This window comes from Streptomyces sp. NPDC026500, from assembly GCF_055567635.1.
The window spans coordinates 1-25997 of record NZ_JBVHQB010000048.1 but is presented as its reverse complement, the minus strand read 5'-3'; the positions used below and the strand labels follow the sequence as shown (position 1 = coordinate 25997).

General features: G+C 70.0%; 21 protein-coding genes and 1 pseudogene. 13 read left to right on the top strand and 9 right to left on the bottom strand.

Features of this window, described 5'->3' with window-relative positions; translation table 11 throughout:
* Positions 1–55 precede the first annotated feature (55 nt).
* A complete protein-coding gene (locus ACZ4N5_RS41745) occupies positions 56–868 on the bottom strand; it encodes a metallophosphoesterase family protein (RefSeq protein WP_467762193.1) in 813 nt (270 codons plus the stop codon).
* An 827-nt stretch (positions 869–1695) separates the two neighbouring features.
* Between ACZ4N5_RS41745 and ACZ4N5_RS41740 the strand changes: the two genes are divergently transcribed.
* Positions 1696–3198 carry an MFS transporter gene (locus ACZ4N5_RS41740; protein ID WP_467762192.1) on the top strand — a complete coding sequence of 501 codons (1503 nt, stop codon included), beginning with the start codon at positions 1696–1698 and terminating at the stop codon, positions 3196–3198.
* A gap of 800 nt (positions 3199–3998) precedes the next feature.
* Here ACZ4N5_RS41740 and ACZ4N5_RS41735 read toward each other — a convergent pair.
* Positions 3999–4493 (bottom strand): hypothetical protein, encoded by a 495-nt coding sequence (locus ACZ4N5_RS41735; RefSeq protein WP_467762191.1) that lies wholly within the window; start codon positions 4491–4493, stop codon positions 3999–4001.
* 215 nt (positions 4494–4708) lie between these two features.
* On the bottom strand, positions 4709–4990 hold the full coding sequence (locus ACZ4N5_RS41730; RefSeq protein ID WP_467762190.1) for a hypothetical protein: 282 nt from the start codon (positions 4988–4990) through the stop codon (positions 4709–4711).
* An 842-nt stretch (positions 4991–5832) separates the two neighbouring features.
* On the opposite strand from ACZ4N5_RS41730, the gene ACZ4N5_RS41725 reads away from it, so the two are divergent.
* The 3 genes from ACZ4N5_RS41725 to ACZ4N5_RS41715 all read left to right on the top strand — a co-directional run bounded on the left by ACZ4N5_RS41725 (position 5833) and on the right by ACZ4N5_RS41715 (position 10103).
* Positions 5833–6714 (top strand): phosphotransferase enzyme family protein, encoded by an 882-nt coding sequence (locus ACZ4N5_RS41725; RefSeq protein ID WP_467762189.1) that lies wholly within the window; start codon positions 5833–5835, stop codon positions 6712–6714.
* Between the two features lie 182 nt (positions 6715–6896).
* A complete protein-coding gene (locus tag ACZ4N5_RS41720; RefSeq protein ID WP_467762204.1) occupies positions 6897–8663 on the top strand; it encodes an ATP-binding cassette domain-containing protein in 1767 nt (588 codons plus the stop codon).
* Positions 8664–8888: 225 nt separating this feature from the next.
* Positions 8889–10103 carry a glycoside hydrolase family 3 N-terminal domain-containing protein gene (locus ACZ4N5_RS41715; RefSeq protein WP_467762188.1) on the top strand — a complete coding sequence of 405 codons (1215 nt, stop codon included), beginning with the start codon at positions 8889–8891 and terminating at the stop codon, positions 10101–10103.
* A 324-nt stretch (positions 10104–10427) separates the two neighbouring features.
* On the opposite strand, the gene ACZ4N5_RS41710 is transcribed toward ACZ4N5_RS41715, so the two are convergent.
* Both ACZ4N5_RS41710 and ACZ4N5_RS41705 read right to left on the bottom strand, forming a co-directional pair.
* Positions 10428–11099 carry a formylglycine-generating enzyme family protein gene (locus tag ACZ4N5_RS41710; protein WP_467762187.1) on the bottom strand — a complete coding sequence of 224 codons (672 nt, stop codon included), beginning with the start codon at positions 11097–11099 and terminating at the stop codon, positions 10428–10430.
* A gap of 210 nt (positions 11100–11309) precedes the next feature.
* Positions 11310–11597, bottom strand: coding sequence for a hypothetical protein (locus tag ACZ4N5_RS41705; RefSeq protein ID WP_467762186.1), 288 nt, complete (start codon positions 11595–11597; stop codon positions 11310–11312).
* 31 nt (positions 11598–11628) lie between these two features.
* Here ACZ4N5_RS41705 and ACZ4N5_RS41700 point away from each other — a divergent pair.
* The 5 genes and pseudogenes from ACZ4N5_RS41700 to ACZ4N5_RS41680 form a co-directional block, all read left to right on the top strand.
* Positions 11629–11715: pseudogene (locus ACZ4N5_RS41700) on the top strand (IS200/IS605 family transposase); the annotation flags it as partial.
* A 293-nt stretch (positions 11716–12008) separates the two neighbouring features.
* Positions 12009–12782 carry a YqjF family protein gene (locus tag ACZ4N5_RS41695; RefSeq protein ID WP_467762185.1) on the top strand — a complete coding sequence of 258 codons (774 nt, stop codon included), beginning with the start codon at positions 12009–12011 and terminating at the stop codon, positions 12780–12782.
* A gap of 394 nt (positions 12783–13176) precedes the next feature.
* Positions 13177–14769 (top strand): oleate hydratase, encoded by a 1593-nt coding sequence (locus tag ACZ4N5_RS41690; RefSeq protein ID WP_467762184.1) that lies wholly within the window; start codon positions 13177–13179, stop codon positions 14767–14769.
* A 434-nt stretch (positions 14770–15203) separates the two neighbouring features.
* Positions 15204–16106, top strand: coding sequence for a universal stress protein (locus ACZ4N5_RS41685; RefSeq protein WP_467762183.1), 903 nt, complete (start codon positions 15204–15206; stop codon positions 16104–16106).
* Positions 16107–16189: 83 nt separating this feature from the next.
* A complete protein-coding gene (locus ACZ4N5_RS41680; protein ID WP_467762182.1) occupies positions 16190–17089 on the top strand; it encodes a universal stress protein in 900 nt (299 codons plus the stop codon).
* A gap of 212 nt (positions 17090–17301) precedes the next feature.
* Here ACZ4N5_RS41680 and ACZ4N5_RS41675 read toward each other — a convergent pair whose 3' ends face one another.
* Together ACZ4N5_RS41675 and ACZ4N5_RS41670 are read right to left on the bottom strand one after the other, a co-directional pair.
* Positions 17302–17976 (bottom strand): response regulator transcription factor, encoded by a 675-nt coding sequence (locus ACZ4N5_RS41675; RefSeq protein WP_467762181.1) that lies wholly within the window; start codon positions 17974–17976, stop codon positions 17302–17304.
* Complete coding sequence (locus ACZ4N5_RS41670; protein ID WP_467762180.1) at positions 17973–19199, bottom strand: sensor histidine kinase; 1227 nt, start codon at positions 19197–19199, stop codon at positions 17973–17975. The genes ACZ4N5_RS41675 and ACZ4N5_RS41670 overlap by 4 nt, the downstream gene beginning before the upstream one ends.
* Positions 19200–19462: 263 nt before the next feature.
* Here ACZ4N5_RS41670 and ACZ4N5_RS41665 point away from each other — a divergent pair, with 263 nt between their 5' ends.
* Positions 19463–20218: an ABC transporter ATP-binding protein gene (locus ACZ4N5_RS41665; RefSeq protein ID WP_467762179.1), complete on the top strand. Its 756-nt coding sequence runs from the start codon at positions 19463–19465 to the stop codon at positions 20216–20218.
* Positions 20219–20236: 18 nt separating this feature from the next.
* Positions 20237–20977, top strand: coding sequence for an ABC transporter permease (locus ACZ4N5_RS41660; RefSeq protein WP_467762178.1), 741 nt, complete (start codon positions 20237–20239; stop codon positions 20975–20977).
* 196 nt (positions 20978–21173) lie between these two features.
* Here ACZ4N5_RS41660 and ACZ4N5_RS41655 read toward each other — a convergent pair whose 3' ends face one another.
* Complete coding sequence (locus tag ACZ4N5_RS41655; RefSeq protein WP_467762177.1) at positions 21174–21842, bottom strand: TetR/AcrR family transcriptional regulator; 669 nt, start codon at positions 21840–21842, stop codon at positions 21174–21176.
* 65 nt (positions 21843–21907) lie between these two features.
* On the opposite strand from ACZ4N5_RS41655, the gene ACZ4N5_RS41650 reads away from it, so the two are divergent.
* Entirely contained in the window at positions 21908–23515 is a 1608-nt protein-coding gene (locus ACZ4N5_RS41650) for an FAD-binding oxidoreductase (RefSeq protein WP_467762176.1), read from the top strand.
* Between the two features lie 45 nt (positions 23516–23560).
* Here the strand turns inward: ACZ4N5_RS41650 and ACZ4N5_RS41645 are convergent, their stop codons facing one another.
* The gene (locus ACZ4N5_RS41645; protein WP_467762175.1) at positions 23561–24916 is read right to left on the bottom strand and encodes a beta-1,3-glucanase family protein; all 1356 of its coding nucleotides are present in this window, start codon (positions 24914–24916) and stop codon (positions 23561–23563) included.
* 593 nt (positions 24917–25509) lie between these two features.
* Between ACZ4N5_RS41645 and ACZ4N5_RS41640 the strand changes: the two genes are divergently transcribed.
* On the top strand, positions 25510–25997 hold a 488-nt coding region (locus ACZ4N5_RS41640; protein ID WP_467762174.1), incomplete at its 3' end, for a glycoside hydrolase family 19 protein.

Sequence of the window (25997 nt, the reverse complement as noted above, 5' to 3'; positions counted from 1 at the left end):
GTGGACGATCAATGCAGCGTTCCGCGCACGATCGACAAGTGATGGCGGCGCGAGGTCAATTGATGAAGATCCGGTTCTCCGCCTCCACGACGATCTGTTCCGGATCGGGTGCGTTCGACAAGGTGTCCGCGTAACGCTCCGCGTCCGGGTCGGCGGCGCGGCGGGCGCGGGCGACGGCGTCCGCGACGTCGTAGCGGGTGGTCCTGAGCCGGACGTCGGGGCCCAGCAGCGCCCAGTACGCGGTTCCCGGTTCGCCTCTGTGGTACGGCAGCCCGACGCTGCCCGGATTCACGCTGCGCAGGCCCGCCACCGCACGGTCGAACTGGAGGTGCGCGTGTCCGGTGACCAGGACCCGCGCGTCGATGGCCGCGGACAGGTCCGCGAACCGCTCGGGCGGTGTCCCCGGCGTGACCAGCTCGTGGTCGCTGCGCGGCGAACCGTGGCAGAAGTGCACCGGTCCGAGGCCGTCGATCTCGACGACGACCCCGAAGGGGAGGCGGTCGAGGAAGCCGATGGCCTCGGGCGAGTGCTGTGCGGCGATCCACGACTGGCGCGGGGTGTCGGCGACGCGCGCGGCCGTGCCGATCTGGGCGGCGTAGCGGTCGCCGTTGCCGCGTACACACAGGGCCCGCCCGCCCAGCGCGACGATGCGTTCGTACGTCTCCTGCGGCTGCGGCCCCCAGGTCAGATCGCCACAGAGGACGACGAGGTCGGCCGCGGCGACGTCCGGTTCGGCGAGCACCGCGTCGAGGGCGGGGATGTTGGCGTGCACGTCGGAGAGTACGGCGACCCGGGCGACGGGCCCGTACCGGCGTGGCGGTCCCTCCCAGGTCGCCGGACCGTGCATTTCGACGTCGTCGTCGGCCATCGTTGCCCTTCCTCCTGGTGGCTGGGGCTTCCTCGGTCGAGCGGGGCCAGGTGCGTTCGGCGGTCCGCCGCGACAGCGGCCGGGGGGCCGGCCTCGGCATCCCGGGGTCCGGCGGGGCGGACCGCACGGGGTGGTGAGTCGCTTGCCGGGCGGCGGGCCTGTCAGCGGTCGCCCTTCGGACGGCAGGCCCTCCACCAGCTCCGCGGCGATCACGATGCGATCCCACAGCGGAAGCCCGTCGTCGCCGACGGCCGACTCCTCCACCCGCGCCGGCAGCGAACCCGGGTCGGCCGAGCGGCGCGAAGTATCCGAGGGTGCGGGCCCTTTTGAGCGGGTGGGCAGCCGGATGTATAGCGTACAACTTGCCTGCCACGGCGGCCGGTTCGGCGGCGCCGCGCGGCGGCACGTCGGCGGCCGGCAGGAGGAACGTCTTCCGCGGGTGTCCCGGAGCCCGACCAAGAGGCAGGGTGGGCCGGACTCGAGAATCGTGTCCACTGCCCGGATGACCGCCGGCGGTGCCGCGTTGGTCTGTTGCCGCGTTGGTCTGGTAGCGCCACCGTTCCCGACACACTCGCGCGTCGACCGGCACGGGACGGCGGTACGGGGCGCTTCCAGGCGGGGCCGCTCTCCGTGCGGCAAGGGCGCGCCGGTCGGTCCGGGACGTCGTGGCACCGCGGGTGGGCGCGAGAAGCACTCGGGCAGGAGGTCCGTGCGGGGGTGCGGGGGTGCCTACAGAGCAAAAGGTCTCGGACGACGCCTGACGGCTGCGACGCGCGCGGAAGGGCTCCTTCCCTGCGTTGGGCGAGGCGGCTGCTTAGCGTGACCCCATGACCACTGTCCAAGCCCTGCCCGCCCCCGACACCCGGCGGTGGAAGGCGCTCGCCGTCTGTCTGACGGCGGGCTTCATCTCGCTGCTCGACACCTCGATCGTGAACGTGGCGCTGCCCTCGATGGAGCACGGGCTGGCGGCCTCGGAGGCCGCCCAGTCCTGGGTGGTCTCCGGGTACGCCCTGACCTTCGGGCTGGTGCTCGTCCCGGCAGGCCGGCTGGGCGACATGCGCGGGCGGCGCCAGGCCTTCCTGCTGGGGCTGGCCTTGTTCACGCTCGCCTCGGGGGCGTGCGGCCTCGCTCCCAGCGCCTCCTGGCTGGTGCTGTTCCGCCTGATCCAGGGCACGGCGGCGGGCATGGTCGCCCCGCAGACCTCGGGGCTGATCCAGCAGATGTTCCAGGGTGCCGAGCGGGCGAAGGCCTTCGGCCTGCTCGGCAGTGTCATCGGGATCTCGACGGCGGCAGGCCCGCTGGCGGGCGGTCTGCTGATCAACGCCGTAGGCACCGATGACGGCTGGCGCTGGGTGTTCTTCGTCAACCTGCCCATCGGGGTGGCCGCTTTCGTCGCGGGACTGCGGCTGCTGCCCCGATTCCCGGCGTCGACGGGCAAGCGGGAGAACTTCGACCTGTTCGGCGTGCTGCTCCTCGGCGCCGCCGTGCTCGCGCTCACGCTGCCGCTGGTGCAGGAGCAGCAGTGGACGGGGCGGCTGAAGTGGGCGCTGCTGCCGGTGGCCGCGCTGCTGCTGGTCGCGTTCTGGGCGTGGGAGCGACGGCAGGGACGACGCGGGCAGGCTCCGCTGGTCGATCTGAACCTGTTCTCCCTGCGCTCCTTCACCCTCGGCTCCCTGATCAGCCTGACCTACTTCGCGGGCTTCACCACGGTCTTCTTCGTCTACTCCCTGTTCCTGCAGAACACGGCCGGATACAGCGCGCTGGCAGCCGGTGTCTCGGTGCTGCCCTTCGCGGCCGCCTCGGCGGTCGGCGCCGCCATCGGGGGCCGGCTGGTGATGCGCCACGGCCGCAAGCTGGTCGTCTTCGGCCTCCTCGCGGTGGTGGTGGGGCTGCTCGGGGTGATCGTGGCGGTGCAGCTCGTACCCCTGCAGAGTGTCGGGTGGGCCACTGCTCTGCCCATGGTCATCGCCGGGATCGGCTCGGGCCTCACGGTCTCCCCCAACACGACGCTCACCCTCACCCGCGTGCCCGTGCAGCGTGCCGGCGCGGCGGGCGGGGTGCTGCAGACGGGGCAGCGTATCGGTTCGGCGGCCGGGATCGCGGTGGTGGGCGCGGTGTACTTCGCGCATCAGGCCCACCACGGTCGCTCCGTCACGGCCATTCAGCTCGGGCTGCTCACCGCGGTCGGCATGAGCGTGATCGCACTGCTGCTGGCCGTCGCTGACCTGCGGGTACGCCAAGCGCACCCCGAGCCGGAGCGGGCCGTGGAGACCGCTCGGCGGGGTATCGAGGAGGGCGGCGCCGAGGAAATGGTCCGGCGCGGTGGCTGAGGGGCACCGCCCCGGCGCGGTGGCTGAGGGGCACCGCCCCGGCGCGGTGGCTGAGGGGCACCGCCCCGGCGCGGTGGCTGAGGGGCACCGCCTCCGGCGCGGCTCCCCAGCGCTGTCTTTCGCGGTCCTGCACCACGGCCACTGGCTTCCGCCTCCGGGTGGCGGTGGCACCAGAGGTCCCGGGCTCGAGGTCGGTGACCCGACGGGCGCGAAGCCCACTACCAAGCCCGCCGCACCGACCTCGGCCGGATCCAGCAGGCCCAGGACTCGGCGCAGGGTCTTCTCGCTGGGGAGGCGGAAGCGGCCGCGCAACACGTCGTAGGGCAGGCCGAACGCGGCGAGCTCCTCGGGCGGCTCGCCGGCACCACTCCACTGTCGCGGTCAGCAAATCGTTGGCCGCCGGTGTCATCGCGCACACGGCCGGGGCCAGCAGCGAGGGCAACGCGTAGCGCAGCCCCAGAGGCGAGCGCGGATCGGCCACCCCGCCCCAACCCATCGATCAGGTCACGTACTTGTCCGCCAACCACGGCCCGCAGACAGGGCCGGGGAACGGACGGGAGTGGCGACGGGGGTGATGGCGAGGGGTGATGGCGGAACGAACACGGCACCCTCGCTGCCCCTGAGGCGTAGACACCTTCATGATCCACAAGGGTCGTGTTCGTCTGCCTTCGAGGCACCCACCGTCACGAGATCACCTCGAACCGGACATCCAGGGGAGAACGCCGGGGCCCTGCCATGGCTGCGTCCCGGCAAGCGGTCATCAAGTCCACTCGAACGGACATGAACAGGATCACGCGACACTAGCCAACGCCCACCCCGGCGGAACGAATACGGCGAGACCTCAACCAACCCCAGACCGTGTGGCCCACCAGAGCGACCGCAACGGCGACAGCCGTGAACCGAACCGTGGTCCAGGTACCCAGAACAACCTGACTCGGCCCGCGCGACTCCGTCTCCAGACGCATGGAAGTCTCATAAAAAGCCACCAGGGGAACAAGCAGCCGGAAGAACAGGCCGCCGATACCCGGCACCTGTGCGAGGTTCCCCAGGAGCCCAAGGGGTGCTCCGAAGAAGAATGCCAGCACACCCCAGAGGGCAATTCCGGATGATCCCGCACCTGAGGAATCCAGTCCAGCCAGGGAGTCCAGGTTTCCCTTAGTCAGGTAGTAGGTCACGACACCGATAGCCAAGCCCAGAGGCGCGAGAACAACCGATTCGATTTTGGACCGGCGGAAATACCCCACCAGAAACGCGTAACAGGCCCACGGCCACCCACCGGTGAAAACGGCGCTCACGGCCGCACCTGGACGGCCGCCCCAATGCTCGGCGATAGGCCCTATCAGGCCAAGCAACAAGCCAAGCCCGAGTGGCACCGCAAACGACGCGGCCCGAGCACCCCAAAAGTTCACTCTCTCCCCTTCCAGCCCTAATGTGGAATTACTCCGGGCCCGTGTGCGCCTGGAGCAACGCCCCACCCGAGGGAGATCAACCCTCATCATGGTGGAGACATTTATGCATTACTGTAATAGGCGTAGCAGGTGTATGCCGCACCATTTATTGTGTTGGCGTAGGAAGTCTCCCCCTTCGCCACCCAGCCACTTGAATGGTCGATGTTCCGGACCCTGACCGTTGTCTTGTGCTTCACATCCGCTCGAGTGACTGAGCCTTGAAGGATGACGGACGCGACGGCCGTAACGCGGTCGAGGAGCGGCTGAGCATCGCCCTGCCCGTCTGGATGGCGACGCAGGCAGGCGCTGGCCACGTCGTCGATGTGCGGGGCGGGAATGGCCATACTGCGCTCCTTCGTCGCCTTCCCGCAGGCACGGCTCACGGCCTGGCCACCGAGCAGGGGCACGGGATACTCGCCCGCCACAGGCGAACGTAGCGACGCCCCGGCCAGTGCAGCACGCATTCCGCGGACTCCACCCTCGCAAGGGCCCGGCGCCGAAGGTGCTGACGATAGCCGTCGAGTGCCCGTTGACGGTCCGCCATCCCGGAACGCGACCCGGCCGGCACCACGGTGCGGGCAGATCAAGCCATCCTGCCGACCGCTCAACCTCGGGACTGCGCCACCCAGTTCGAGAATCCTTTCTCCCGGTTCCGTCCCAGGCAATCCGGCCGGGTCGAGGGCATTCGGTCGCTGCCGGAACGGCCGCTCGGATTGTCCGGATCCCGGCACCCCACCCGCCCGATTGTCAGTGTCGTGCCCGAGGGTTCCGTCCCGCGGCCCATCCACGACCGACCGAGGAGACCGGTGCTCTCGACACCCCCACGCAATCCCCCGCTCGGGTTACAACCTCGCCGGTGTCCCCCTGCCCAGTGAATCGAACGGGCACGGGCCCGGCGCTCAAGCCGACCGCACTTGCCCACTACACCCCGCATCGAACCTGTGCTCGACCAGTCACCCGGTGCACCCCGTATCGGCCCCGTGATCAGCGAAGTTGTCCGGGGTGCTCAACCCGATCCCCCAGCCGAGGAGAAATCCGTGAATCCCGTACGCCTTCTTCCCGCCGCCCACCCCGCGTTCGAAAATCCTCCCGCTCAGCCCGTCGGGCCTGCCCTGCTCCGGCGTCCGACGGACGCGCGCCGTGCCCCGTTCGCCTCCGCATCACGACCGTCGCCGAGGTGGGGGGCATGAGCGACGCGAAGACTCTTCCCACGGCGCTGCGCGGCTGGGCCGAGCACGAGATCGGCGGTGTGGACGAGGTCCGGGACGCCTCGCACCCGCGGGACAACTCCCGGGTCTGGGAGCTCGTGCGCGCCGACGGCTGCCGGTTCTACCTGAAGGTCTCCCCGCATGCACGGATGTACGAGCGGGAGACGTTCGCCCTCCGGCACGCGACGCCCGCCCTGGGAGGCGGCCGCGCGCCCCAACTGCGGGCGTCCAGCGCCGAGTACCTGGCGCTGCTGACGACCGCCGTACCCGGCCGCCCGGTGAAGGAACTCCCGCTCACGGCGGCCGAGGAGTACGAGGCACACCGGCAGGGCGGTCTCCTCCTGGCCCGACTTCACGCGGCCGGCGACCTGGCCGGCCACTGGCGCGTCGAGGCCGAAGGAGCGCTGCACGCGGCGGCGCAGGGCGCGCGCAAGCACCTGGACCGGGCCGGGGACCGGCTGACACCGGCGGAGCACCGGCTCGTGCGGGACCTGGCGGCCCAACTGCTCATGGTGGGGCCGCTGCCGCTCGGGTTCATTCACGGCGACGCGTGGCCAAGGAATCTGCTCTGGTCGGGGCACGCCGCTTGGATCGACTTCGAACGGTCCCGATTCGCCCCCGTCGTCCAGGAGTTCGTCCCGCTGGCCTGCGGGGTGTGGGCCGACAGGCCGCGGCTGCGCACCGCCTGCTTCCGTGGATACGGACGCGATCTGACGCGAGAGGAGCACCACGTCTTGAAGGCCCTGGCCGCGCTGGACGCGGTGAGTGCCCTCGCCTGGGGCGAGGCGTACGCCGATCCGTACGTCACCGCGCGTGGTCGGCGCACCCTGGACCGGCTGATGACGGGGGTGTTCGCGTGAAGCTGCCCCGCATCGGCACCCGACGCACGGCGGCCCCCGTGCGGCAGGTCCTGTCCGCGCCAAGTGACACGGCGGGCGTTCCCGCCGCGCGCTCGGCAGATCCGCAGCCCTCGGCTCCCCCCGAGCTCGACTACAACGGGCGCAAGCACCGCCGGGCCATGGACGACGCCACTTTGTGGGACATGGCCCGCCGGATCCCGATGGCGCTCGCCCAGTCCGCCCGGCTGGCCTGGTCCGTCGACCGGCACATGACGATCACGATCCTCTTGTGCCAGCTGCTGTCCGGCCTCGGCACGGCCGTCATGCTCACCGCGGTCTCCAAGGCGCTGCCCCACCTCACCACCTCCGACGCCCGAGCAGGGCTCTGGCAGGCGTGGCCGGCGCTGACCGTCGCGGTCGTCGCGATGGCGACGGGCGCAGCGATGTGGATCCTCGCGGACTGGGCCACTCGCCGGCTGAACCCGAAGATCGCCTCCGCCGCCGACCTCACGCTGGTCGACCTCCACATGAAAGCCGAACTGTCCGCGTACGACACGGAGGGGTTCACCGACCGGAGCCAGGCCGCGGAGATCGGCGCCCTGCGCGCGGTCGACCTCGCGGACGACGCCAAGACGCTCACCAACGCCTTCGTGCAGCTGGTGTCCGCCGCGACCGTCCTCACCTCACTCCATCCGCTGCTCCTGGGCGTGCTGCTGCTGTCGGTCATTCCCCGGGGCCTCGGCGGAGTGATCGCCGCGCGCATCGACTACCGAGTCCACGACCGCACCCTCTCCGCCCGCAATGTCCGCGGCATGATGCGGTGGTGGCTCACCACCTCCGAGCTCGCCGACGAACTGCGCGCCAACACCATGCGCCCCTACCTGCGTTCCTGGTACAGGGCGATGTGCGACCGGGTCGAGGGACGCGAGCTCGAGGGAGCCCGCCCGTACCTTCTGGTGACGCTGCTCGCGGCATCCCTCGCGGGCCTGTTCACGCTCGGCATGTGGGCCGCCCTGGCCGCGCTCGCCCTCTCGGGGGCCATGTCCACCGCGATCGCCGGCACGGCCATCGTCGCCTCGCAGACAGCAGGACGCGCTCTCAACTCGATCGTGCGGTACGGCGCGGTGATGTTCCACCACGGCCTCTACCTCAGCGACTACTACACGTTCATCGACGAAGTCCGCGCCATGGCCACCGCCCGCGGCACCACCCAGGCCAAGGCGCCGCAGCAAATCCGCCTGTGCGAGGCCGAGTTCGCCTATCCCAACAAGGACACCCCCGCCCTGCACCCGATCACCCTCACCCTCAACCGCGGGGAGGTGGTCGCCCTGGTCGGTGAGAACGGCGCCGGCAAGTCGACCCTGATCCGCATGCTCACCGGACTGACCGTACCGACCGGCGGAACCGTGCGATGGGACGACGTCGACCTCGCCACCGCCGACGCGGAATCGGCATGGCGGCACGTCGGCCTCGTCCCCCAGAAGAACGGACACTGGCCGCTGCGTGCCAGGGAGAACATCACGCTCGGCCAGCCCCGTGAGCACACCGACGAACGCATCTGGGACGCCGCGGACCGCGTCGGCATGACCGAGGTCCTCCAGGGGCTCCCGGACCAGCTCGACACCCTGCTGGCCAGATCGGTGTGGGGCGGACACGAACTGTCCGGCGGACAGTGGCAGCGCCTGGCCTGCGCGCGAGCGATGTACCGCGAGCCGGCCGTGCTCGTCCTGGACGAGCCGACCAGCGAGATGGACGCCCGCGGCGAGCACCTGATCTTCCGCAAGCTCCGCGAGATGGCTCCGGACCGGATCACGGTGGTCGTCACACACCGCCTGGACAATGTGCGGATGGCAGACCGTGTCATCGTCCTCGATCACGGACGCATCCGCGAAGAGGGCACCTTCGACGCCCTCGTCGCAACCGAGGGCAGTCTCCTGGGCGAGTTGTACGCGCTCGCCCAGGACCGCTGACGTCCCACACGCATCACCTGCGGGGCCGCGCCTGGCGCGGCCCCGCCCCCCTCCCAGCCCCGCACAGACCCGCGCCCAGAACCGTCAAATGCCCATCGGCACACCAAAATCCCATCGGTACACGCCCCCCACCCAGCGGATATGCGTGCGGGTACCATGAACGCGGGAACTGACTACCCGGTCAAGATACGAACCGCCCTCAGCAGGCACACTCGGAGCGTCTTCATGCCATCGCACCCTTCACCCACCCACCGCGCCCGCAGCAAACGTCCTGTCTGGCTCGCGTCCTCGCTGGCACTGGCGTTGGCGGCAGCCGGAGTGGTCGGCGTGGAGGTCTCTCAGGCCACCCCGGTCAACACGTCCGCCCCGAAGGCCAAGTTCGCGGCGGCCATGTGCGCCGACAAGACCTTCAGGGCGATGACGGCGGCACAGCGGGTCGGTCAGCTCTTCATGGGATCGGTCACGCCGTCCGCCCCGGACAGCACGCGAATCCAGCTGATGCGCCAGTACCACGTCGGCTCGGTGTTCCTGGCCGGGCGGAGCAGCGCCGGGACGACGGCGACGAAGACCCTGGTCGACGGTCTTCAGGCGAACGCGGACAGCGCGGCAGGACAGCGTGTGGGCCTCCTGATCTCGACCGACCAGGAGGGTGGAAAGGTCCAGGTGCTGTCCGGCCCCGGGTTCTCGACCATCCCGACTGCCCTGACACAGGGGAGCTGGACGACGGACGAACTGCGCACTGAAGCCGCTGTGTGGGCCAAGGAGCTCAAGTCGGCGGGCGTGAACCTGAACCTCGCGCCCGTCGCGGATGTCGTACCGGCCAGCCTGGGCACGGCCAACGCTCCGATCGGTCGGTACGACCGCGAGTTCGGTTATACCGCTGACACGGTGGCTCCCCACAGTGACGCGTTCGTCGCGGGCTCCGCCCAGTCCGGGGTGCTGACCACGCTCAAGCACTTCCCCGGACTCGGCAGCGTCGTCGACAACACCGACACCACAGCCAACGTCGTGGACACCGTGACATCGAGCGATAGCTCGAGCGTCACGACGTTCAAGTCCGGCGTCGACGCCGGCGCGCCGGTCGTCATGATCTCCTCCGCCACCTACAGCAAGATCGACCCGAACAACCGGGCCGCGTTCTCCTCGACGGTGATCCAGACACTGCTCCGCAAAGAGATGGGCTTCAAGGGCGTGGTCGTATCGGACGACCTCGGAAACGCGGTGGCGGTCAAGTCCGTGTCCCCGGGCGACCGCGCGGTCAAGTTCCTTTCGGCAGGTGGTGACTTGGTCCTGACCGTCGAACCGAACCTGATCCCCGACATGACCACTGCGGTACAGACTCGGATGACGCAGAGCGAGAGCTTCCGCTGGCAAGTGGAGCAGAGCGTCCATCGCGTCCTCACCGCCAAGCAGAAAGCAGGCCTGCTGTCCTGCGGCTGACCTGGACGACGCCGACGGTGCCGCCGTCGCAGGTCTACTGCGGCACGGCGGCACCTTCGGCGATAGACGCGGCGCAGACCGCGGGTCAGCGTGCCCGGGCAGGTGCTCCGGAGACGGCGATCCTGAAGCGTCACCACAGGTAGCCGTACAAGGTCAGGAGCGAAACTCCAGGTGGTATCAAGGTTCACGGTGTGAGCCGCCTGAACAGGCACAGAACAGTCTCTGGCCCGGGAGTCCAGGTGACCACCGAGGTCGCCGCCGCTTGGCATCGGGCGCCGGTGCAGGCGGCGGACGTCACGTTCGACGACGCGCGGAAACCGGTCGTCACACGGTGGAGCGCGCGATGCGGAACCCTACGTCGTCGACCTGGAATGTCGGGTGGCTGCGGCGCCGCGCGGAGGCCCGGCAACTCCAGTGCTCATCGAACCAGCCACCGCCGCGGAGCACCCGGTAAGTACCGTAGACCTCGGCGTCGTAGACGTCCCAGCACCAGTCCCAGACGTTGCCGAGCATGTCGTAAAGACCCCACGGGTTGGGTTGTTTGCCGCCCACGGCGTGGATGCGCTCGTGCGAGTTGCCGCGGTACCAGGCGATCTCGTCGAGCGGCGCGTACTGCGGCCCGGTCGTACCGGCACGGCAGGCGTGCTCCCACTCGGCTTCGGTCGGCAGCCGGTACCCGTCGGCGGAGGCGTCCCACTCGCTGCCTTCGTTGTCGGCAGGGAGGTGGTAGGCGGGCGTGAACCCCTCGCGCAGGGACAGGGCGTTGCAGAACCGTGCCGCGTCCCACCAGGAAACGCACTCGACGGGCAACTGGTCCCCGTGGGCGGTGCTCGGTCGCTGGCCGGTGATTCGCGCATACAACGCCTGGGTGACCGGGAACGCCGCGAGCTGGTAGGGCGCAAGCTCGACCGACCAACTGCGCTGCGTCCGCCGGTCCGACAGCGTTACCTGCCCCGGCGGGATGGCGACCATCTCGTTCCCCGCGATCACGTCCATGATCAAGAGATCCTACCGAGATGTGTCAGTTCACCACGGCGGGTTCGGTCTGCGGGGCGTGAGCCTGGTTGGAAGCGTGTCGGACGGCGGACCCGAGGAGTCCTGCCCGGGACGGCGGTGGTGCGCATCGCCTCGTCGGTGCCGTCTCGTGGCTGCGGGAGTGCCTTCAGCTGTGCCGCGCACGCCTCCAGGAACGTCACAAGACGAGGTTCATCGAGTTCGGCGGCCCGAGAACGCGTACAGCGCAGGCAGCCGAGGGGCGATCACCCCGTAATCGAGCTTCCGGGCAGGGGCGTGCTCGTCGAGAATGGTGTCCGCGGTGGGCGAAGTGACGGGGTACACCGACGGAAAGGACCAGCCGAGGTCGAGAAACCACTTCACGGTCCGGTACCGGGGGTCAACCAGCCGGGGACCGAGCGGCCCCAGCCGCCCCAGCACGAGGTGCGGCCGCACAAGCATGGCGTGGGTGAACAGAACGCGGAGCAGAGCGCCGTTCATCATGAACCGCTCCACCTGCGACTCGGACGCGGCCGGCTCCTACTTCGCCGGAACCGTCGGCGGCGCCCCGCTCGCCGTGGTCAGGCAGTACATCGAGCAGCAGAACCGGCCGGTATGAGCGTCCCAGGCTCCGCCGGGGCGGGCCCCTCGTGGCGGGCTGCACCCGGCCGCAGTATCGGGCCATGGACCTGCGCTGGGAGCGGGCGGAACCACCGGAGCTGCCTGGGAATGTTTCCCACGCCTACGACGAGGCCCATACCTCGGCAGCGTCGACACCGACCTGGGCCGCCGGACTTCTCCTTCTCCCTCGCAGGCGCACCGTTCTCGCAGGCGCACCATTCGAAACGGGTCCACTGCCTGTTCGGCGTACGGACTGATCATCCGTTTTGGGGTTTCTGTCATCCTGGTGGCGTGCAATCGCCCGCCTTGGTCACGCCCGACGCTCCCCTATCGGTAGACCGTCCCCTCTTCACCCAGCTGTGGCTCGACCTCACGTTCATCCACTGGGCCGTCGAACCCGACGCTGTTGCCGGGCTACTCCCGAGCGGGGCCGTCCCCGATACCCATCACGGGGCTGCTCACGTGGGGCTCGTCGCATTTCGGATGCACAAGGTCGGGCTGCTGCGCCTGCCCGGGGTGCCGTACTTCGGATCCTTCCCGGAGACCAATGTGCGGCTCTATTCGGTCGATGCGCAGGGGCGGCGCGGGGTCGTCTTCCGGTCGATGGACGCGGCGCGGCTGATGCCGGTGCTGATCGGACGTTTCGGATTTCGGCTGCCGTATCTCTGGTCGCGGATGGCCGTCCGGTCCAGCGGCGGCACCGTCGCATACTCGAGCTCCCGTCGCTGGCCCGGCCCCCGAGGGGCGTACAGCCGGATCACCGTGCGCACCGGTGAACGCATTGAGGAGCCCACCGAACTGGAGCACTTCCTCACTGCCCGGTGGGGTATGCACAACGCGTTCTTCGGCGGCTCGACGTATCTTCCCAACGACCACCCGCGCTGGCCCCTGCACCGCGCCGAGCTGATCACGTGCGAGGAGAACCTGCTTCCGGCGGCCGGGATCCCCACGCCCGGTCGCGCCCCGGTCAGCGTCCTGTACTCCCCCGGTGTCCCCGTCCGCCTCGGGTTCCCGATCCAGGCGAATACCGAAGTGTGCCGTCGATCGTCATCGCCGGCTTCCTGAACAGGGCCAACGCCGCCGGCCCGGGCAGGCAGGTAGATGCCCCGGGCAACCCGAGACCAACGCGGCTGCCCAAGGTCCCGGCGCACGATCACCCTCAGCCCGGACACCTTTGAGCCGCTGTTTCCTACGGTGCGGGATCCGGCAGGGCGCTCCGGCGGCTCGAAGCCTGCCTGGGCCTCTCGGCACCCGAGCAGGGACCACCGGCCCCTGGAGACGCATCTGCCTCCGGAGTTGACTGCGTTCTACGGGTGCCACGCCCGGCCAGGGCACGTCGGCACCGCCCGCGCGCCACACGGCGACATCGTCGCTTCGCGTCGGGCGTCGGCACGCGGGTCCTGAACCAGTCCAGCCGTCTGTGACTCACCGGCGGCGGAACGCAGAACGGAGGGACGTCATGGCCGACGCCCCGCACCAGTCCCGCGCCTATCTCGTCGGCGGCGGCATCGCCTCCCTCGCGGCAGCAGCTTTCCTGATCCGCGACGGTGGCTTCCCCGGCGAACATATCCACGTTCTGGAGGAACTCTCCGTCGCCGGCGGTGCCTTGGACGGGAGTGGCGAAGCCGACGGATACGTCACCCGCGGCGGGCGGATGCTGGAGGAGGAGGCATACAGCTGCCTGTGGAACCTCCTGGAGAGCATCCCCACGCTGACCGACAAGAACATGTCGGTCCGCGAGGAGATCACGGAGTTCAACGCCACGTTGCCCACCCATGCCATGGCCCGCCTCATCGGCAAGGACGCCACCGTCCTGGATGCGTCCGACTACGGCCTCGACACGCGCGATCGCCTGGAGCTGACCCGTCTGCTGGTGCTGCCCGAGGCAGTGATCGGGGCGCGACGGATCGAGGACTTCTTCTCCCCGCACTTCTTCGCCACCAACTTCTGGACGATGTGGCGTACCACCTTCGCCTTCCAGAACTGGCACAGCGCCATCGAGCTCAAGCGCTACCTCCTGCGCTTCATGCAGGAGTTCCCGCGCATGCACACCCTGGCCGGGGTGCGCCGTACCCGCCTCAACCAGTACGACTCGATCATCCGGCCGCTGCGGGCCTGGCTGGAGAACCACGGTGTGCAGTTCGAGTACGGCGTGCGGGTCACCGACGTCGACTTCAGCACCGACCAGCAAGGCGCCCGTCGCGTACGACGTCTCCACCTCGAACGCGACGGACAACAGGACACCCGCGAACTCGGCGCCGGCGACTACGCGTTCCTCACCCTGGGCTCGATGACCGCCGACGCCGCCTACGGCAGCGACGACTCCGCGCCCGAGCTGGTCCGCGACAAGCGCGACGGCGGCTGGCGCCTGTGGGAGACCATCGCAGGCAAGACCGACGACCTCGGCCGTCCCACCGCCTTCAACGGCAACATCGACGAGGCCAAATGGGAGTCCTTCACCCTCACCATGCGCAGCCCCTTGCTGCTGCGCCGCATCGAGGAACTGTCGGGCAATCGCCCCGGCACCGGCGCCCTGATGACGTTCAAGGACTCCAACTGGCTGATGTCGATCGTGGTTCCGCATCCGCCGCACTTCGAGGACCAGCCCGACGATGTCTGCACTCTGTGGGGCTACGGCCTGTTCGTCGACCGCCATGGCGACTTCATCGGCAAACCGATGGCAGAGGCCACCGGCCGGGAGATCCTCACCGAACTGCTCGGCCACCTCGGCATGTCCGACATCGAGGAACAGGTCGCGGCGACCACGACCGTCATCCCGGTCATGATGCCGTACATCACCAGTCAGTTCGCCCCGCGCACCGTCCACGACCGGCCTCCGGTCCTGCCCCGCGGCGCGGCCAACTTCGCGCTACTCGGCCAGTTCACGGAGATCCCGGAAGACGTCGTCTTCACCGTCGAGTACTCCGTGCGCGGCGCCATGCACGCCGTCTACGGTCTGCTCGGCCTCGACGACCGCGACATTCCCGGCATCTACCACGCCGTGGCCGACCCGAACACTGCCTTCGACGTGCTCAAGGCCGCGCTGGCCTGAGCACACGCGCCGGCTGGCGCAGGTCCTGCGGCAGCCGGGAGCCGCTGCCGTCGGCCTGGCAAGGCAGCCCGCACGTCCGGTTTCCCCCGCGGATGACCGGCGAAGGCCGAGACCTGACCGCGCGGCGCCCGGCTGAGTCCGGGACCAGCGGTCAGCGGTCAGCGGTCAGCGGTCAGCGGTCAGCGGTCAGACCAGTGGGTCGTCACCTTCGGATGTTCCGGATGACGTATGCGAGCTGCCGGGAATCGGTGCCCACGGCACAGGTACCTCGTGAGACCTGGGACTCATGCCGCCGCCTTGTTCCAGAGTGACCGCGGACAGTGCGCGGAGAGGGGCCGGACGGCCCTTGGGAGGGGACCGGTAGCCCCTGCCACGGCGCGGAGCGCGGCGTGACGCTGGTACTGCATGACAGACCTAGCGCAGGAGGTGCCGAGATGTTGCCACCCGTTGTCGCCGGAGTCGACGGATCCGCGGAGAGTCGGGCAGCCGCCGTATGGGCAGCCCGAGAGGCCCAGCGGCGGGACCGACCGCTGCGTCTGGTGCACGCATGGAACTGGCACCCGCGCCAGCAGGACGGCGAGATCGCGAACGCTGCCCAGCGGCATCTGGCCCGGCGTTTCCTGCGCCAGGCAGAAGACGTCGTCCGCACCGAGTGCCCAAATGTCGCCCTCTCCGACGAGCAGGTGGAAGGTCCGGCGGTCGCGGCCCTGCTGAAAGCGGCGGACCAGGCCGATGTGACCGTCCTTGGCTCGCGTGGGCTGAGTGGCTTCACCGGCTTCCTGGTTGGTTCTGTCGCGCTCGGCGTGGTCGCGAAGGCCACACGTCCCGTCGTCCTCGTACGGGCCGACGAGAGGGCGGAGGACGAACACGTGCCGGCAGGCGACGGGACCGCTTCGACGGACACCGGATACCGGGACGTGGTGCTGGCCATGGATCTTGACGACGCCTGTGACGAGGTCATCGAGTTCGCCTTCGAAGCGGCCCGGCTCCGGCACGCGCGCCTGCGGGTCGTGCACGCCTGGCATGCACCCGGCCCGGTCGGTCTCGGAGCAGGAGACATCGGTCTGGTGGACCGCTCCTCGCGGGGCGAGGAGTGGCTGGGCTTCCTCAGGGCCGTACTCCAGGCGTGGCGTGAGAAGTACCCCGACGTGGACGTCCTGGAGACCGTGGTGGAGGACAGGGCCCCGACCGCCATCGTCCGGGCCGCGACCGAAGCGAGCCTCCTCGTCGTCGGGCACCGGCTCTCCGAGCAATCGGTTGGCCCACGCACCGGACCGGTCACGCACGCCGCGATTCACCACGTCGGCTGCCCCGTGGCCGTCGTGCCCCACATTTAGGCGCCTTTCACCGTGCTCTTGCCGCGACTCCGGTCAGGGGCCGGTGGCGTCGTCAACGGACTACGGACGGGGAGGTGACGGTCATGACGAGACCGATCGTGGCTGGTCTGGACGGCTCGAAGGAAAGCCTCGCCGCGGCTGATTGGGCGGCCAGGGAGGCCCTGAGGCGAGGACTTCCGCTACGTCTGGTGCACGCCTGGGAGGGCCTGCCCGACGATCACACCGACGCCGACCTGCCCGAGGTCCGGGCACCGCAGTACCACGCACGCCGAGTCCTGCGTGATGCCGTGGCGTCTTTGAACGAACGGTATCCGCGGCTGTACATCGCCGCCGAGCAGGTGCGCAGGCAGCCCGGCCACGCCTTGGTCGCCGAGGCGGAGAACGCGGAGTTGCTGGTGCTCGGGAGTCAGGGCCTCGGCGGCGTCGGCGGGTTCATGTCGGGATCGGTCGCCGCAGCCACCGTGGCCCACGTGGACCGCCCCGTCGTCCTCGTCCGGTCGGCTGAGACCGCTGAGGACGAACACCTCCCCGACGGCTCGGGGAAGCCGTCGGTGCGTACTCCCTTCCGTGACGTCGCGGTCGTCGTCGACATCGACGGAAGCTGCTGCGACGACGTCATGGACTTCGCATTCCGTGCGGCCAGACTCCGGCACGCGCCTCTGCGCGCCGTCCACGCCTGGCACGTGCCGCTCACCAGGGTCGCCTCAGGCGTCGAGGAGCGCGCCCGGTTCAGGCAGGAGGCCGAGCGTGGGCTCGAGAGGCTGCTCGACCCCTGGCTCGCGAAGTACCCCGACGTGGTGGTCATCGAGAACCTCCACGAGGGCCGCGCGGCCCATGTCCTGGTACGCGCCGCAGAGGGGGCCGGCCTGCTGGTGATGGGCCGTCGCAGGCGGCCTGCCGCGGTCGGAGCGCACACCGGTCCGGTGGCCCACGCGCTGATCCACCACGTGAATCGGCCGGTCGCACTGGTCACTCACGAGTGACGATCTCCTCACGCCTCGCCGGACCGGCTGGACCGGCCGGTCCCCGGTCACGGTCCGCGGTCCGCGGTCCGCGGTCACGATCACGATCACGATCACGATCACGATCACGATCACGATCACGATCACGGCAAGTATCGTCGCCTGCCGTGGCGGCGGGGCACGCTGCAGGCGCGTCGGCGCAGTTGAACGTGCGCTACACCCGAGGAGTCGCGCTACAGCGATTCGGCCAGGCCGCTGCGGTGGGCGAAGACCACGAGTTGGGCGCGGTCGCGTGCGCCGACCTTGACCATGGCGCGGTTGACATGGGTCTTGACGGTGGCGGGGCTGAGTGCGAGGTGCGCGGCGATTTCGTCGTTGGACAGCCCGGTCGCCACGAGCGTGGTGATCTGCCGTTCGCGCCCGGTGAGCGCCTCCAGACCGCGGCGGCCCGCCTCGTCCAGGGGCTGCGGCGTCGCGGGTGCGGCGAGGAAACGGCTGATGAGGGTTCTGGTCGCGGCGGGAGACAGCAGCGCGTCGCCGCGGCTGACCGTGCGAACCGCCTGGAGCAGTTCCTCCGCGTCGGCGCTCTTCCCCAGGAAACCGCTGGCCCCGGCACGAAGTGCCTCGAAGACGTACTCGTCGATCTCGAAGGTGGTGAGGATCAGAACCTTCACCCCGGCGAGGTCCTCGTCCCCGGTGATCAGGCGGGTCGCCGCGAGGCCGTCCAGGACCGGCATGCGGATGTCCATCAGCACGAGGTCCGCCTGCGCGGTCCTGGCCAGTCGCACCGCCTCACGCCCGTCACCTGCCTCGCCGACCACCTCCAGGTCCGGCGCCGGCTCGATCAGGGCCTTGAAACCGGTGCGCACCAGAGGCTGGTCGTCGGCGATGACTACGCGGATGGTCAAAGCGCGGGCTCCGGGGCGAGGTCGAGGGGCTGGTAGGGCAGGTCCGCGGTCACCTGGAAGGCCCCGCCCGGGCGCGGGCCGGCGGTGAAGTGCCCTCCGAGCGCGAGGACCCGTTCGCGCATGCCGACGATGCCGTGCCGACCGGGCTCGACTGTTCCCGAGGCCTGGGCACGCCCTCCGACGGTGCGTTCACCTCCTGGATCGTCCACGGTGACGCGTAGCTCGAGCCGGTCGTAGCTCAGCGTCAGGCGTGCCTGCCGTCGGCCGGAGTGCTTGTAGACGTTGGTCAGTGACTCCTGGATCACGCGGTACGCGGTGAGATCCGCCGCGGGTGCCAGGGGTACGGCCTTGCCCTCGACAAGGAAGTCGATGTCCAGGCCGGAGGCGCGCAGCGAGGCAAGGAGCTCGTCGAGGCCGTCCAGTCCGGGCGCGGGGATCGCGGTCGGGGCGACGGGGTCTCCGGGCTGCCGTAGCAGGCTGACGGTGTCGCGCAATTCCCCCAGGCCCTTGCGGCTGGCGGACTTCACGTGGGCGAGCGCCTCGCGTGCCGCCGCCGTGTCGCGGTCGAGAGCCTGCCCGGCGACATTGGACTGCACGCTGATGAGCGCGAGATGGTGCCCCACGGCATCGTGCAGGTCGCGGGCGATGCGCAGCCGCTCCTCGGCGATCCGGCGCCGCGCGTCCACTTCGCGCTCCCGTTCCGCCCGCTCGGCGCGCCGCTCGACCTCGGCGAGGTAGGCACGGCGGTTGCGAGAGGAGTCGCCGGCCGCGATCGCCAGGCCGCCGAGCGCCATGAACGCCAGGTTCTGCGGGCCGAGCAGCGCCGGCTTGTGCACGGCGTGGACGAGGGCGAGCGCAGCCACCGCTGCACAGCCCAGGATCAGGCCGGGGCGGCGTTCGACCAGGTCGGCGACGGTGTACAGGGCGATCAACGGGGCCAGCAGGATCAGCACCCCATCGCTGTTGCCGCTCTCGGCAAGGAACACCTCCGCGGCCCCCGCGCTGACCCCCAGGGCCACCAGCGGGCGCCGTCGCCTCCCGATCAGCACCCCGCAGCCGAGCGCGGCGGCGACGATCGTCACGGTGCGATGGCTTCCGGCCACCGCGGAACGCCCCGTGAACGCGGTGAGCAGGGTGGCTGCGAAAACGGCCAGGGCGATCGCCGCGTCCGCCAGGTGCGCATGTCGGCGGGCGGCCTGACGCAGGTGGGCAAGGGCGCTCATGCCCTCACGATAGGCGGCCACCTGCCGACCGCCGTCATCCTCGCGTGGCAGCCGAACGTACCGCGACCGCGGTAGCAGGCGGCGTGACCACCGCGTCCGCGGTAGCTGCTCTTACCGTGCCCGCCCGACGACGCGCGGCGCCCGGCTCGGAAGGGTGATGGCAGCGCCCGATGCCGGGCATCGAAGCAAGTCATCGACACCTTTGGGAAGGTACGAACCCTGATGCACGCGACCATTTCACCCATCCCCCGCCGGCGGACGCCATGAAGGGCGGCATCACGTTTGACGGCCTGACCAAGCGGTACGGCGCGGTGACGGCGGTCGACGACCTCACCTTCGAGGTCGAGCCGGGAGTGGTGACCGGGTTCCTCGGCCCGAACGGGGCCGGCAAGACCACCACGCTGCGCATGCTCCTGGGCCTCGTGACGCCCACCGCGGGCCGGGCCCTGATCGACGGCCGCCACTACGCCGAGTTGACGGAACCGAGGCGGGTGGTCGGCGCGGTGCTGGAGGCAACCGGCTTCCACCCCGGCCGGCTCGGCCGCGATCACCTGCGGATCCTCGCCCGGGCCGGCGGGATCCCGCGCTCACGCGTCGAGGAGGTGCTGGACCGGGTCGGCCTGGCCGACGCCGCGCACCGGCGGGTGGGCGGCTACTCGCTCGGGATGCGCCAACGGCTGGGCCTGGCCGCGGCCCTGCTCGGTGACCCGAAGGTGCTCGTCCTGGACGAGCCAGCCAACGGGCTGGACCCGGCGGGCATGGCCGATCTTCGTGATCTGCTGCGTGGTCTGGCCGAGGAGGGCCGCACGGTGCTGATGTCCAGCCATGTGCTGAGCGAGGTGGCGCAGACCGTGGACCGTGTGGTCATCGTGGCGGGCGGCACCCTGCGTCACGCGGGCCCGCTGGCCGAGCTGACCGCAGCGAAAGGGGAGACGCTCGAAGCCGCGTTCCTCCGGCTGACGTCGACCCCGGACACCGACCCCGCGACCGGCGTCACGACGACGCCGGCCCACCGCTGAGCGCGAGGAACCAAGGACATGTACACCCTGATCCGCACCGAGGTGCTGAAACTACGCACCATCCGCAGCCCGTGGCTGCTCCTGGCGGCATCACCCTTGCTGGTGATCGCCGGTGTCAGCGGTCTGGTGGTGTCCAGCGACAAGACGCTGGACACGGCCACGCAGAGCGGCGCGCTGGCGCACGTGGGCCTGACCTCGATCTTCACACTGGTCTTCGGGATCCTCGCGGTCGCCGGGGAGTACCGGCACAAGACGATCACCGACACCTATCTGAGCACTCCCGCACGCGGCCGCGTCATCGGCGCGAAGCTCCTGGTCCACGCGGTCTTCGGCGCGGTGTCCGGAGTGGTCAGCAGCCTCGTCGGCCTCGGCGTCGCAGCCGCCTGGTGGGCGGACAAGGGCGTGTCCTTCGCGTGGACCGACCCGCACATGTGGGCCACGATCGGCGGCGGCATCGCGTGGAACGCGGCGTTCGCCGCCATCGGCGTGGGGGTCGGCGCGCTCGTCCGCAGGCTCGTCGGCGCGATCGCCGTCGCCCTGGCGTGGGTCGCCCTGGTCGAAGGCATCGTCGGCCAGCTGATCGGCGACCTCGCCCGCTGGCTGCCGTTCAACGCCGGCCAGGCGCTCGGCGCCGGGGCCAAGGCAATGACAACGGGGGACCTGCTGCCGCGCTGGGGCGGCGGCGCCGTCCTCGCCGTCTACACGCTCGTCTTCGCGGTACTCGCCGTCACCACGTCCATGCGCCGCGACGTGTCCTGACCCGGGCAGTACACAGCCGCTTGGCTCTGAGGAAGCCAATGCGGACGCCGAAACGGCGATCCCGCCGTCGACCCGTACAACTCGCTGAACCGCTTCAGCAGCAGAGTGCGGATCGGCGGCGGGAAAGTGCCTGATGGAACGCCATGTTCAGCCGAGCATCGGCCGGCGTCCCGCCCGAAGTCGCGCACCCGCCCCCTCAATCACCGGCCGCACCGGACGATCCTCCGGTCGCGTCGGGCGTCACCCCTACGTCCGGGCAGAGCACCGAGACGATGCGTTCGAATCGCGACGCCATCTCGTCGGCCGTCTGCTCGGGGTGGTGCCGCCACCAGGCGACCGCGGCGCTCACGGTCCCGTACCAGAGGTGCGTGACGAGGTCGGCGTCCAGGGGTTCGGTGGCCGGGGAGGCGCGCAGGAACTCGGCCACGCCCACCGCCCCCATCCGGTTGAGTTCCCTCCGGTACCCGGCTGCGGCGGCACCCAGCGGGCCCTCCGCCGGAAGCGTCCCGTCGTAGACGAGTTCCCAGTCGTGCAGGCGCGACTCGAGCGCGCGGAAGACGGCCTCCAGAGTGCGCACGGCGCGCGTGATGTCGGACGGTCCCCGCTGGGCGGACGCGACGGCTTCGACGAGACGGGTGCCCGCGCGCTCGAGGCAGGCCAGGTAGAGCCGGTCCTTGGACCCGAAGTACTCGTAGATCATGGGTTTGGTGATGCCGGCCCGCGCCGCCACGTCCGCGGTCGACCCGCGCGCATAGCCCTTCGCGCCGAACTCCTCGGCGGCCGCTTCCAGGATCAACCGTTCCCGGTCCTTGCGGGGCATCCCCTTGGTGCCTACGCCCTGCGTGGCCTTGTCCTGCTTGCTCATGTCCCCACCCTATGCCAAAGTGACCGCTCGGTAATTTACCTGACGTTCAGATAGCTGGGGGGACGATGAGCCGCAAGACGCGATCGTGGTGGGGTTGGGGAAACGTCGAGGACGCGGTGACCGGCCCGGAGCGGGCCGAACTCACCCGGCGCACCGCCGAGCTGCTTCCGGAGGCGGACCTGACCGTTCACGAGCCTCCGCCGGTCGAGGCGTTCGACGTGGCCCCGAGCCGGGTGACGGCTCCGTCGGCGCTGGCACGGCTGGCGTCCTACGACACACGCGACCGCCTGGCGCACAGTCATGGCCAGGCGTTCCGCGACGTCGTACGCGCGATGCTGGGAAAACTGCCCCATGTGCCCGACCTCGTCGTGCGCCCCACGTCGGAGGCCGAGGTGGTGAACACGCTGGAGTGGTGCGACGGCGCCGGCATCGCGGTCGTCCCCTTCGGCGGCGGCACCTCCGTGGTGGGAGGCGTCGAAGCCCGTACGGGTGAGGAGTACGCCGGAGTGGTCAGTCTCGATCTGGGCTCTCTGGACCGAGTCCTGGAGGTCGACGACACCAGCCGGGCCGCACTCGTCCAGGCCGGGGTCCTCGGCCCACACCTCGAGGAGCAACTGAGGCCCCACGGATACACACTCCGGTTCTTCCCGCAGTCCTTCGAGTTCTCCAGTCTCGGCGGCTGGCTGGCCACCCGGGCCGGCGGCCACTTCGCGACCCGCCTCACCCACATCGACGACCTCACCGAGTCGCTGCGAGTGGTCACCCCCGCCGGTGTCGTCGAGAGCCGCCGCCTCCCGGGCTCGGGTGCCGGCCCGTCGCCCGACCGGCTGTTCCTCGGTTCCGAGGGAGCGCTCGGTGTCATCACCCAGGCCTGGGTACGCCTTCAGGACCGGCCCCGCCGGCGGGCGGGAGCCTCGGTGGCGTTCAGGGACTACGAGGCGGGCGTCCAGGCCGTACGAGCCCTGTCGCAGTCCGGACTCGATCCGGCCAACTGCCGGCTGCTGGACCCCATGGAGGCATTGATCAACGCGGGCAGCCCGACCGCGGTCCTCGTGCTCGGCTTCGAGTCCGCCGACCACCCCGTCACCCCCTCGATGGAACGCGCCCTGGAACTCTGCCGCGACCACGGCGGCACCCTGCCGGAACCGCCGCGGTACACCGACATCGCGGACGCGGCCGCGCGGACCTCGGCCGCCGACACCTGGCGTTCCTCCTTCCTGCGGATGCCGTATCAGCGGGACGCACTCGCGGCTCAGGGCATGATCGTGGAGACGTTCGAGACGGCCTGCACCTGGGACCGGTTCGCCGGCCTCCGCGCGGCTGTGGGCACCGCGGCTCAGGAGGCCCTGCGCGAAGTCGGCGCCACGGGCGTCGTGACCTGCCGGTTCACCCATGTCTATCCCGACGGCCCCGCCCCGTACTTCGGGATCTACGCCGCGGGCGAGTGGGGCAGGACCGTGGAGCAGTGGGACGAGATCAAGCAGGCGGTCTCCGAGGCACTGATCGCGCAAGGCGCCAGCATCACCCACCACCACGCGGTGGGCCGGGACCACCGGGCTTGGTACGACCGGCAGCGTCCCGACCTCTTCGCAGCCGCCCTGCGGGCGGGCAAGGCCGTGCTGGACCCGTCCGGGATCCTCAATCCCGGCGTCGTGATCGATCCCCTTCGCTGACACGACGGTGTCGAACCGGCACGGACCCCACGATCCGGGACGCAGCTACCAGCCCACGGCGACCAGCAGCCACTGCGGGTTGCCGTGGGAGATGAAGGAGGACTGACCCGCCACGTCGTCGTAGGGGAAGCCGTAGGCGAGGTTGTTGATGGCGTTGTCGTGCCAGAACTTGGCGTAGTAGTTCGCGGGCGCCGCCTTGTAGTACTGGGCCGGGTCGCCCTGTTGGGAGGCCGGCAGGGTGGCCACATGGCGGTTGAGGGCGGCGCACATGTTGGGGTTGCCCGCGAGAGCCGCCGCGCAGCCGAAGATGTCGGAGGTGGCGGCGCTGACGCCCACGGACTGGGCGTAGGCGGTGAAGTAGTTCGCGTTCGCGCCGCCCGCCCGGAAGCTCGGGTCGCTGCCGGGCGCGATGATGCGGTACGGGGCCTGGCTCTGGGCGAGCACCTTGAACTGGTCGGGAACGGCGGCGGTGAACCGCTGGAAGGTGGTCGCGCGGTCCTCGGCGAAGGTCTGCCGGTTCTCACCGACCTCGGCGTCGTACCCGTCCTTGGTGTGCAGGCGCATGGCCAGTTTGAGGCCGAAGGCGTCGACCCTGGTGGTGTTGCCGTTGAAGACGTTGTTGCCGACGGTGAACTCGATGAAGTCGTAGTAGGGACCGTTCGGCGAACCGAGGTAGAAGTACATGCGGCCCGCGGAGTTCGCCGGCATGTCGAGGTACGGCTGCTCGGCTATGGAGTGGACCTGTCCGTTGAAGCTCCAGTACACCTGGCTGTCGGGGTACTTGCCGTTGGTGCGGTTGACGATCTTCACCTCGACGGCGTTGTTCGCGGCTGGTATGTCACTGGTCGTGCCCCAGAAGGCGTCGGGCGGGGTGGTGCTTCCGGGCCCGTACACCTGGAACTCCCACAGGGAGTAGCCGTACGGGGTGGCTCGCGCCGTTCCGAGGATGCGCACGTATCTGCCGCTGCCGGTCACGTTGATGTTCTGGCTGCCACCGGTGCCGGTCGTCGTGGAGAACACGGTGGCCCAGGTGTTCGCGTCGGTGGAGGTCTGGATCTGGAAGGCCGTGGCGTAGGCGGCTTCCCAGTTCAGGGTGACGCGGGTGAGCTGCTGGACGGAACCGAGGTCGACACGCAGCCATTGCGGGTCGGAGAAGGCCGAGGACCACCGGGTGCCGGTATTGCCGTCGACCGCGGCCCCCGCCGGGAAGGAGCCGTTCTCGACCGACGAAGCCGTGGCCGGTCGTCCCTGGGAGAGCAGTTGGTCGGCGGCTTGCGCGGGTGACGGGGTCAGGAAGGCGACGCAGGCGGCGAGCAGGACGACGACCAGACCGAGAGCCGTACGGGCCCGTGCGGTCATGCCCGACGGTCTATCGGGAAGGGCGCTGGTTAAGGACTGCATGCGGAGTCTCCTCGTGCCGAGTCGGCGTGTGTGGGGGCGGAGCAACAGCAGACGGAGAGCGCTCTCTCCGGGTTGTATCCCCACACGTTCCAGACGTCAACAACTGAAGCCGAAATGAAGGAAGTTCGGGCGTCCGGCACGGCGGAGCACCAGCCGGCACCTCCTGTGCCGCGTCCGATCGCCCGACGCCTTCGGACCCCGACGGCTCGACCGGCCCGTGTCGTGCCACGCATTCAAGACTTGGCGATGCACAGTTGGGCTGGGTTCAGGCCGAACGGGACACCGGCGACGGCGACTTGTCCGGCTGATCGAGTTCCCGGTCGGATGACGCGGGCTGGTGCGGGTGCGGGGTGCCGGTGCGGGTGCGGGCTGGCAAGCGAACTCAGCCCCCGTCCGACCCCCGGCACTTTCCTGCCACCGTCGTCAGGCGCTGACTGGTCTACACCCTTGACTGGTACAGACCAAAGCGGTTGAGTGTGGCCCCACACCCCCCACCGCGGCCGCCCGGACTCTGCGGCGCCGACCCTCCGTCGGCGTACGCGCACGGCTCTGCCTGCCTCCGGCGCTGCCTTGCTCCGCAAAGGACTGATCCTGTGTCACAACGCCGCGCCGCCTCCCTCCTGGCCGCGATTCTGATCGGAACCTCCGCACCGGCGCTGCTGCCGGCCGCGAGCGCGTCCGCCGCATCCTGTTCGAGCTACCCGAATTGGGTGGCAGGAAGGTCCTATGCCACGGGCAACATCGTCCGGTACACAGACGGCAAGGCCTACATCGCCGAGCACGACAACCCGGGCTACGACCCCGTCATCAGCACCTGGTACTGGGAGCCCTACGCCTGCGACGGCGGCTCGACGACCCCCTCCGACGGCTTCGTCGTCGGCGAGGCGCAGTTCAACCAGATGTTCCCGAACCGGAACTCCTTCTACACCTACAACGGCCTCAAGGCCGCCCTGAGTTCCTACCCCGCATTCGCCAACAGCGGCAGTGACACGGTCAGGAAGCAGGAGGCCGCGGCGTTCCTGGCGAACGTCAACCACGAGACCGGCGGACTCGTCTACGTGGTGGAGCAGAACACCGCCAA

Excerpts from the sequence above, each read along its gene's own strand:
- ACZ4N5_RS41715 (WP_467762188.1), top strand. The coding sequence starts at position 8,889 with ATGCCATCGCACCCTTCACCCACCCACCGCGCCCGCAGCAAACGTCCT.
- ACZ4N5_RS41720 (WP_467762204.1), top strand. The coding sequence starts at position 6,897 with ATGGCCCGCCGGATCCCGATGGCGCTCGCCCAGTCCGCCCGGCTGGCC.
- ACZ4N5_RS41645 (WP_467762175.1), bottom strand. The coding sequence starts at position 24,916 with ATGCAGTCCTTAACCAGCGCCCTTCCCGATAGACCGTCGGGCATGACC.
- ACZ4N5_RS41650 (WP_467762176.1), top strand. The coding sequence starts at position 21,908 with ATGAGCCGCAAGACGCGATCGTGGTGGGGTTGGGGAAACGTCGAGGAC.
- ACZ4N5_RS41660 (WP_467762178.1), top strand. The coding sequence starts at position 20,237 with ATGTACACCCTGATCCGCACCGAGGTGCTGAAACTACGCACCATCCGC.
- ACZ4N5_RS41665 (WP_467762179.1), top strand. The coding sequence starts at position 19,463 with ATGAAGGGCGGCATCACGTTTGACGGCCTGACCAAGCGGTACGGCGCG.
- ACZ4N5_RS41725 (WP_467762189.1), top strand. The coding sequence starts at position 5,833 with ATGAGCGACGCGAAGACTCTTCCCACGGCGCTGCGCGGCTGGGCCGAG.
- ACZ4N5_RS41745 (WP_467762193.1), bottom strand. The coding sequence starts at position 868 with ATGGCCGACGACGACGTCGAAATGCACGGTCCGGCGACCTGGGAGGGA.
- ACZ4N5_RS41680 (WP_467762182.1), top strand. The coding sequence starts at position 16,190 with ATGACGAGACCGATCGTGGCTGGTCTGGACGGCTCGAAGGAAAGCCTC.
- ACZ4N5_RS41690 (WP_467762184.1), top strand. The coding sequence starts at position 13,177 with ATGGCCGACGCCCCGCACCAGTCCCGCGCCTATCTCGTCGGCGGCGGC.
- ACZ4N5_RS41730 (WP_467762190.1), bottom strand. The coding sequence starts at position 4,990 with ATGGCCATTCCCGCCCCGCACATCGACGACGTGGCCAGCGCCTGCCTG.
- ACZ4N5_RS41705 (WP_467762186.1), bottom strand. The coding sequence starts at position 11,597 with ATGAACGGCGCTCTGCTCCGCGTTCTGTTCACCCACGCCATGCTTGTG.
- ACZ4N5_RS41670 (WP_467762180.1), bottom strand. The coding sequence starts at position 19,199 with ATGAGCGCCCTTGCCCACCTGCGTCAGGCCGCCCGCCGACATGCGCAC.
- ACZ4N5_RS41710 (WP_467762187.1), bottom strand. The coding sequence starts at position 11,099 with ATGGACGTGATCGCGGGGAACGAGATGGTCGCCATCCCGCCGGGGCAG.
- ACZ4N5_RS41655 (WP_467762177.1), bottom strand. The coding sequence starts at position 21,842 with ATGAGCAAGCAGGACAAGGCCACGCAGGGCGTAGGCACCAAGGGGATG.
- ACZ4N5_RS41740 (WP_467762192.1), top strand. The coding sequence starts at position 1,696 with ATGACCACTGTCCAAGCCCTGCCCGCCCCCGACACCCGGCGGTGGAAG.
- ACZ4N5_RS41685 (WP_467762183.1), top strand. The coding sequence starts at position 15,204 with ATGTTGCCACCCGTTGTCGCCGGAGTCGACGGATCCGCGGAGAGTCGG.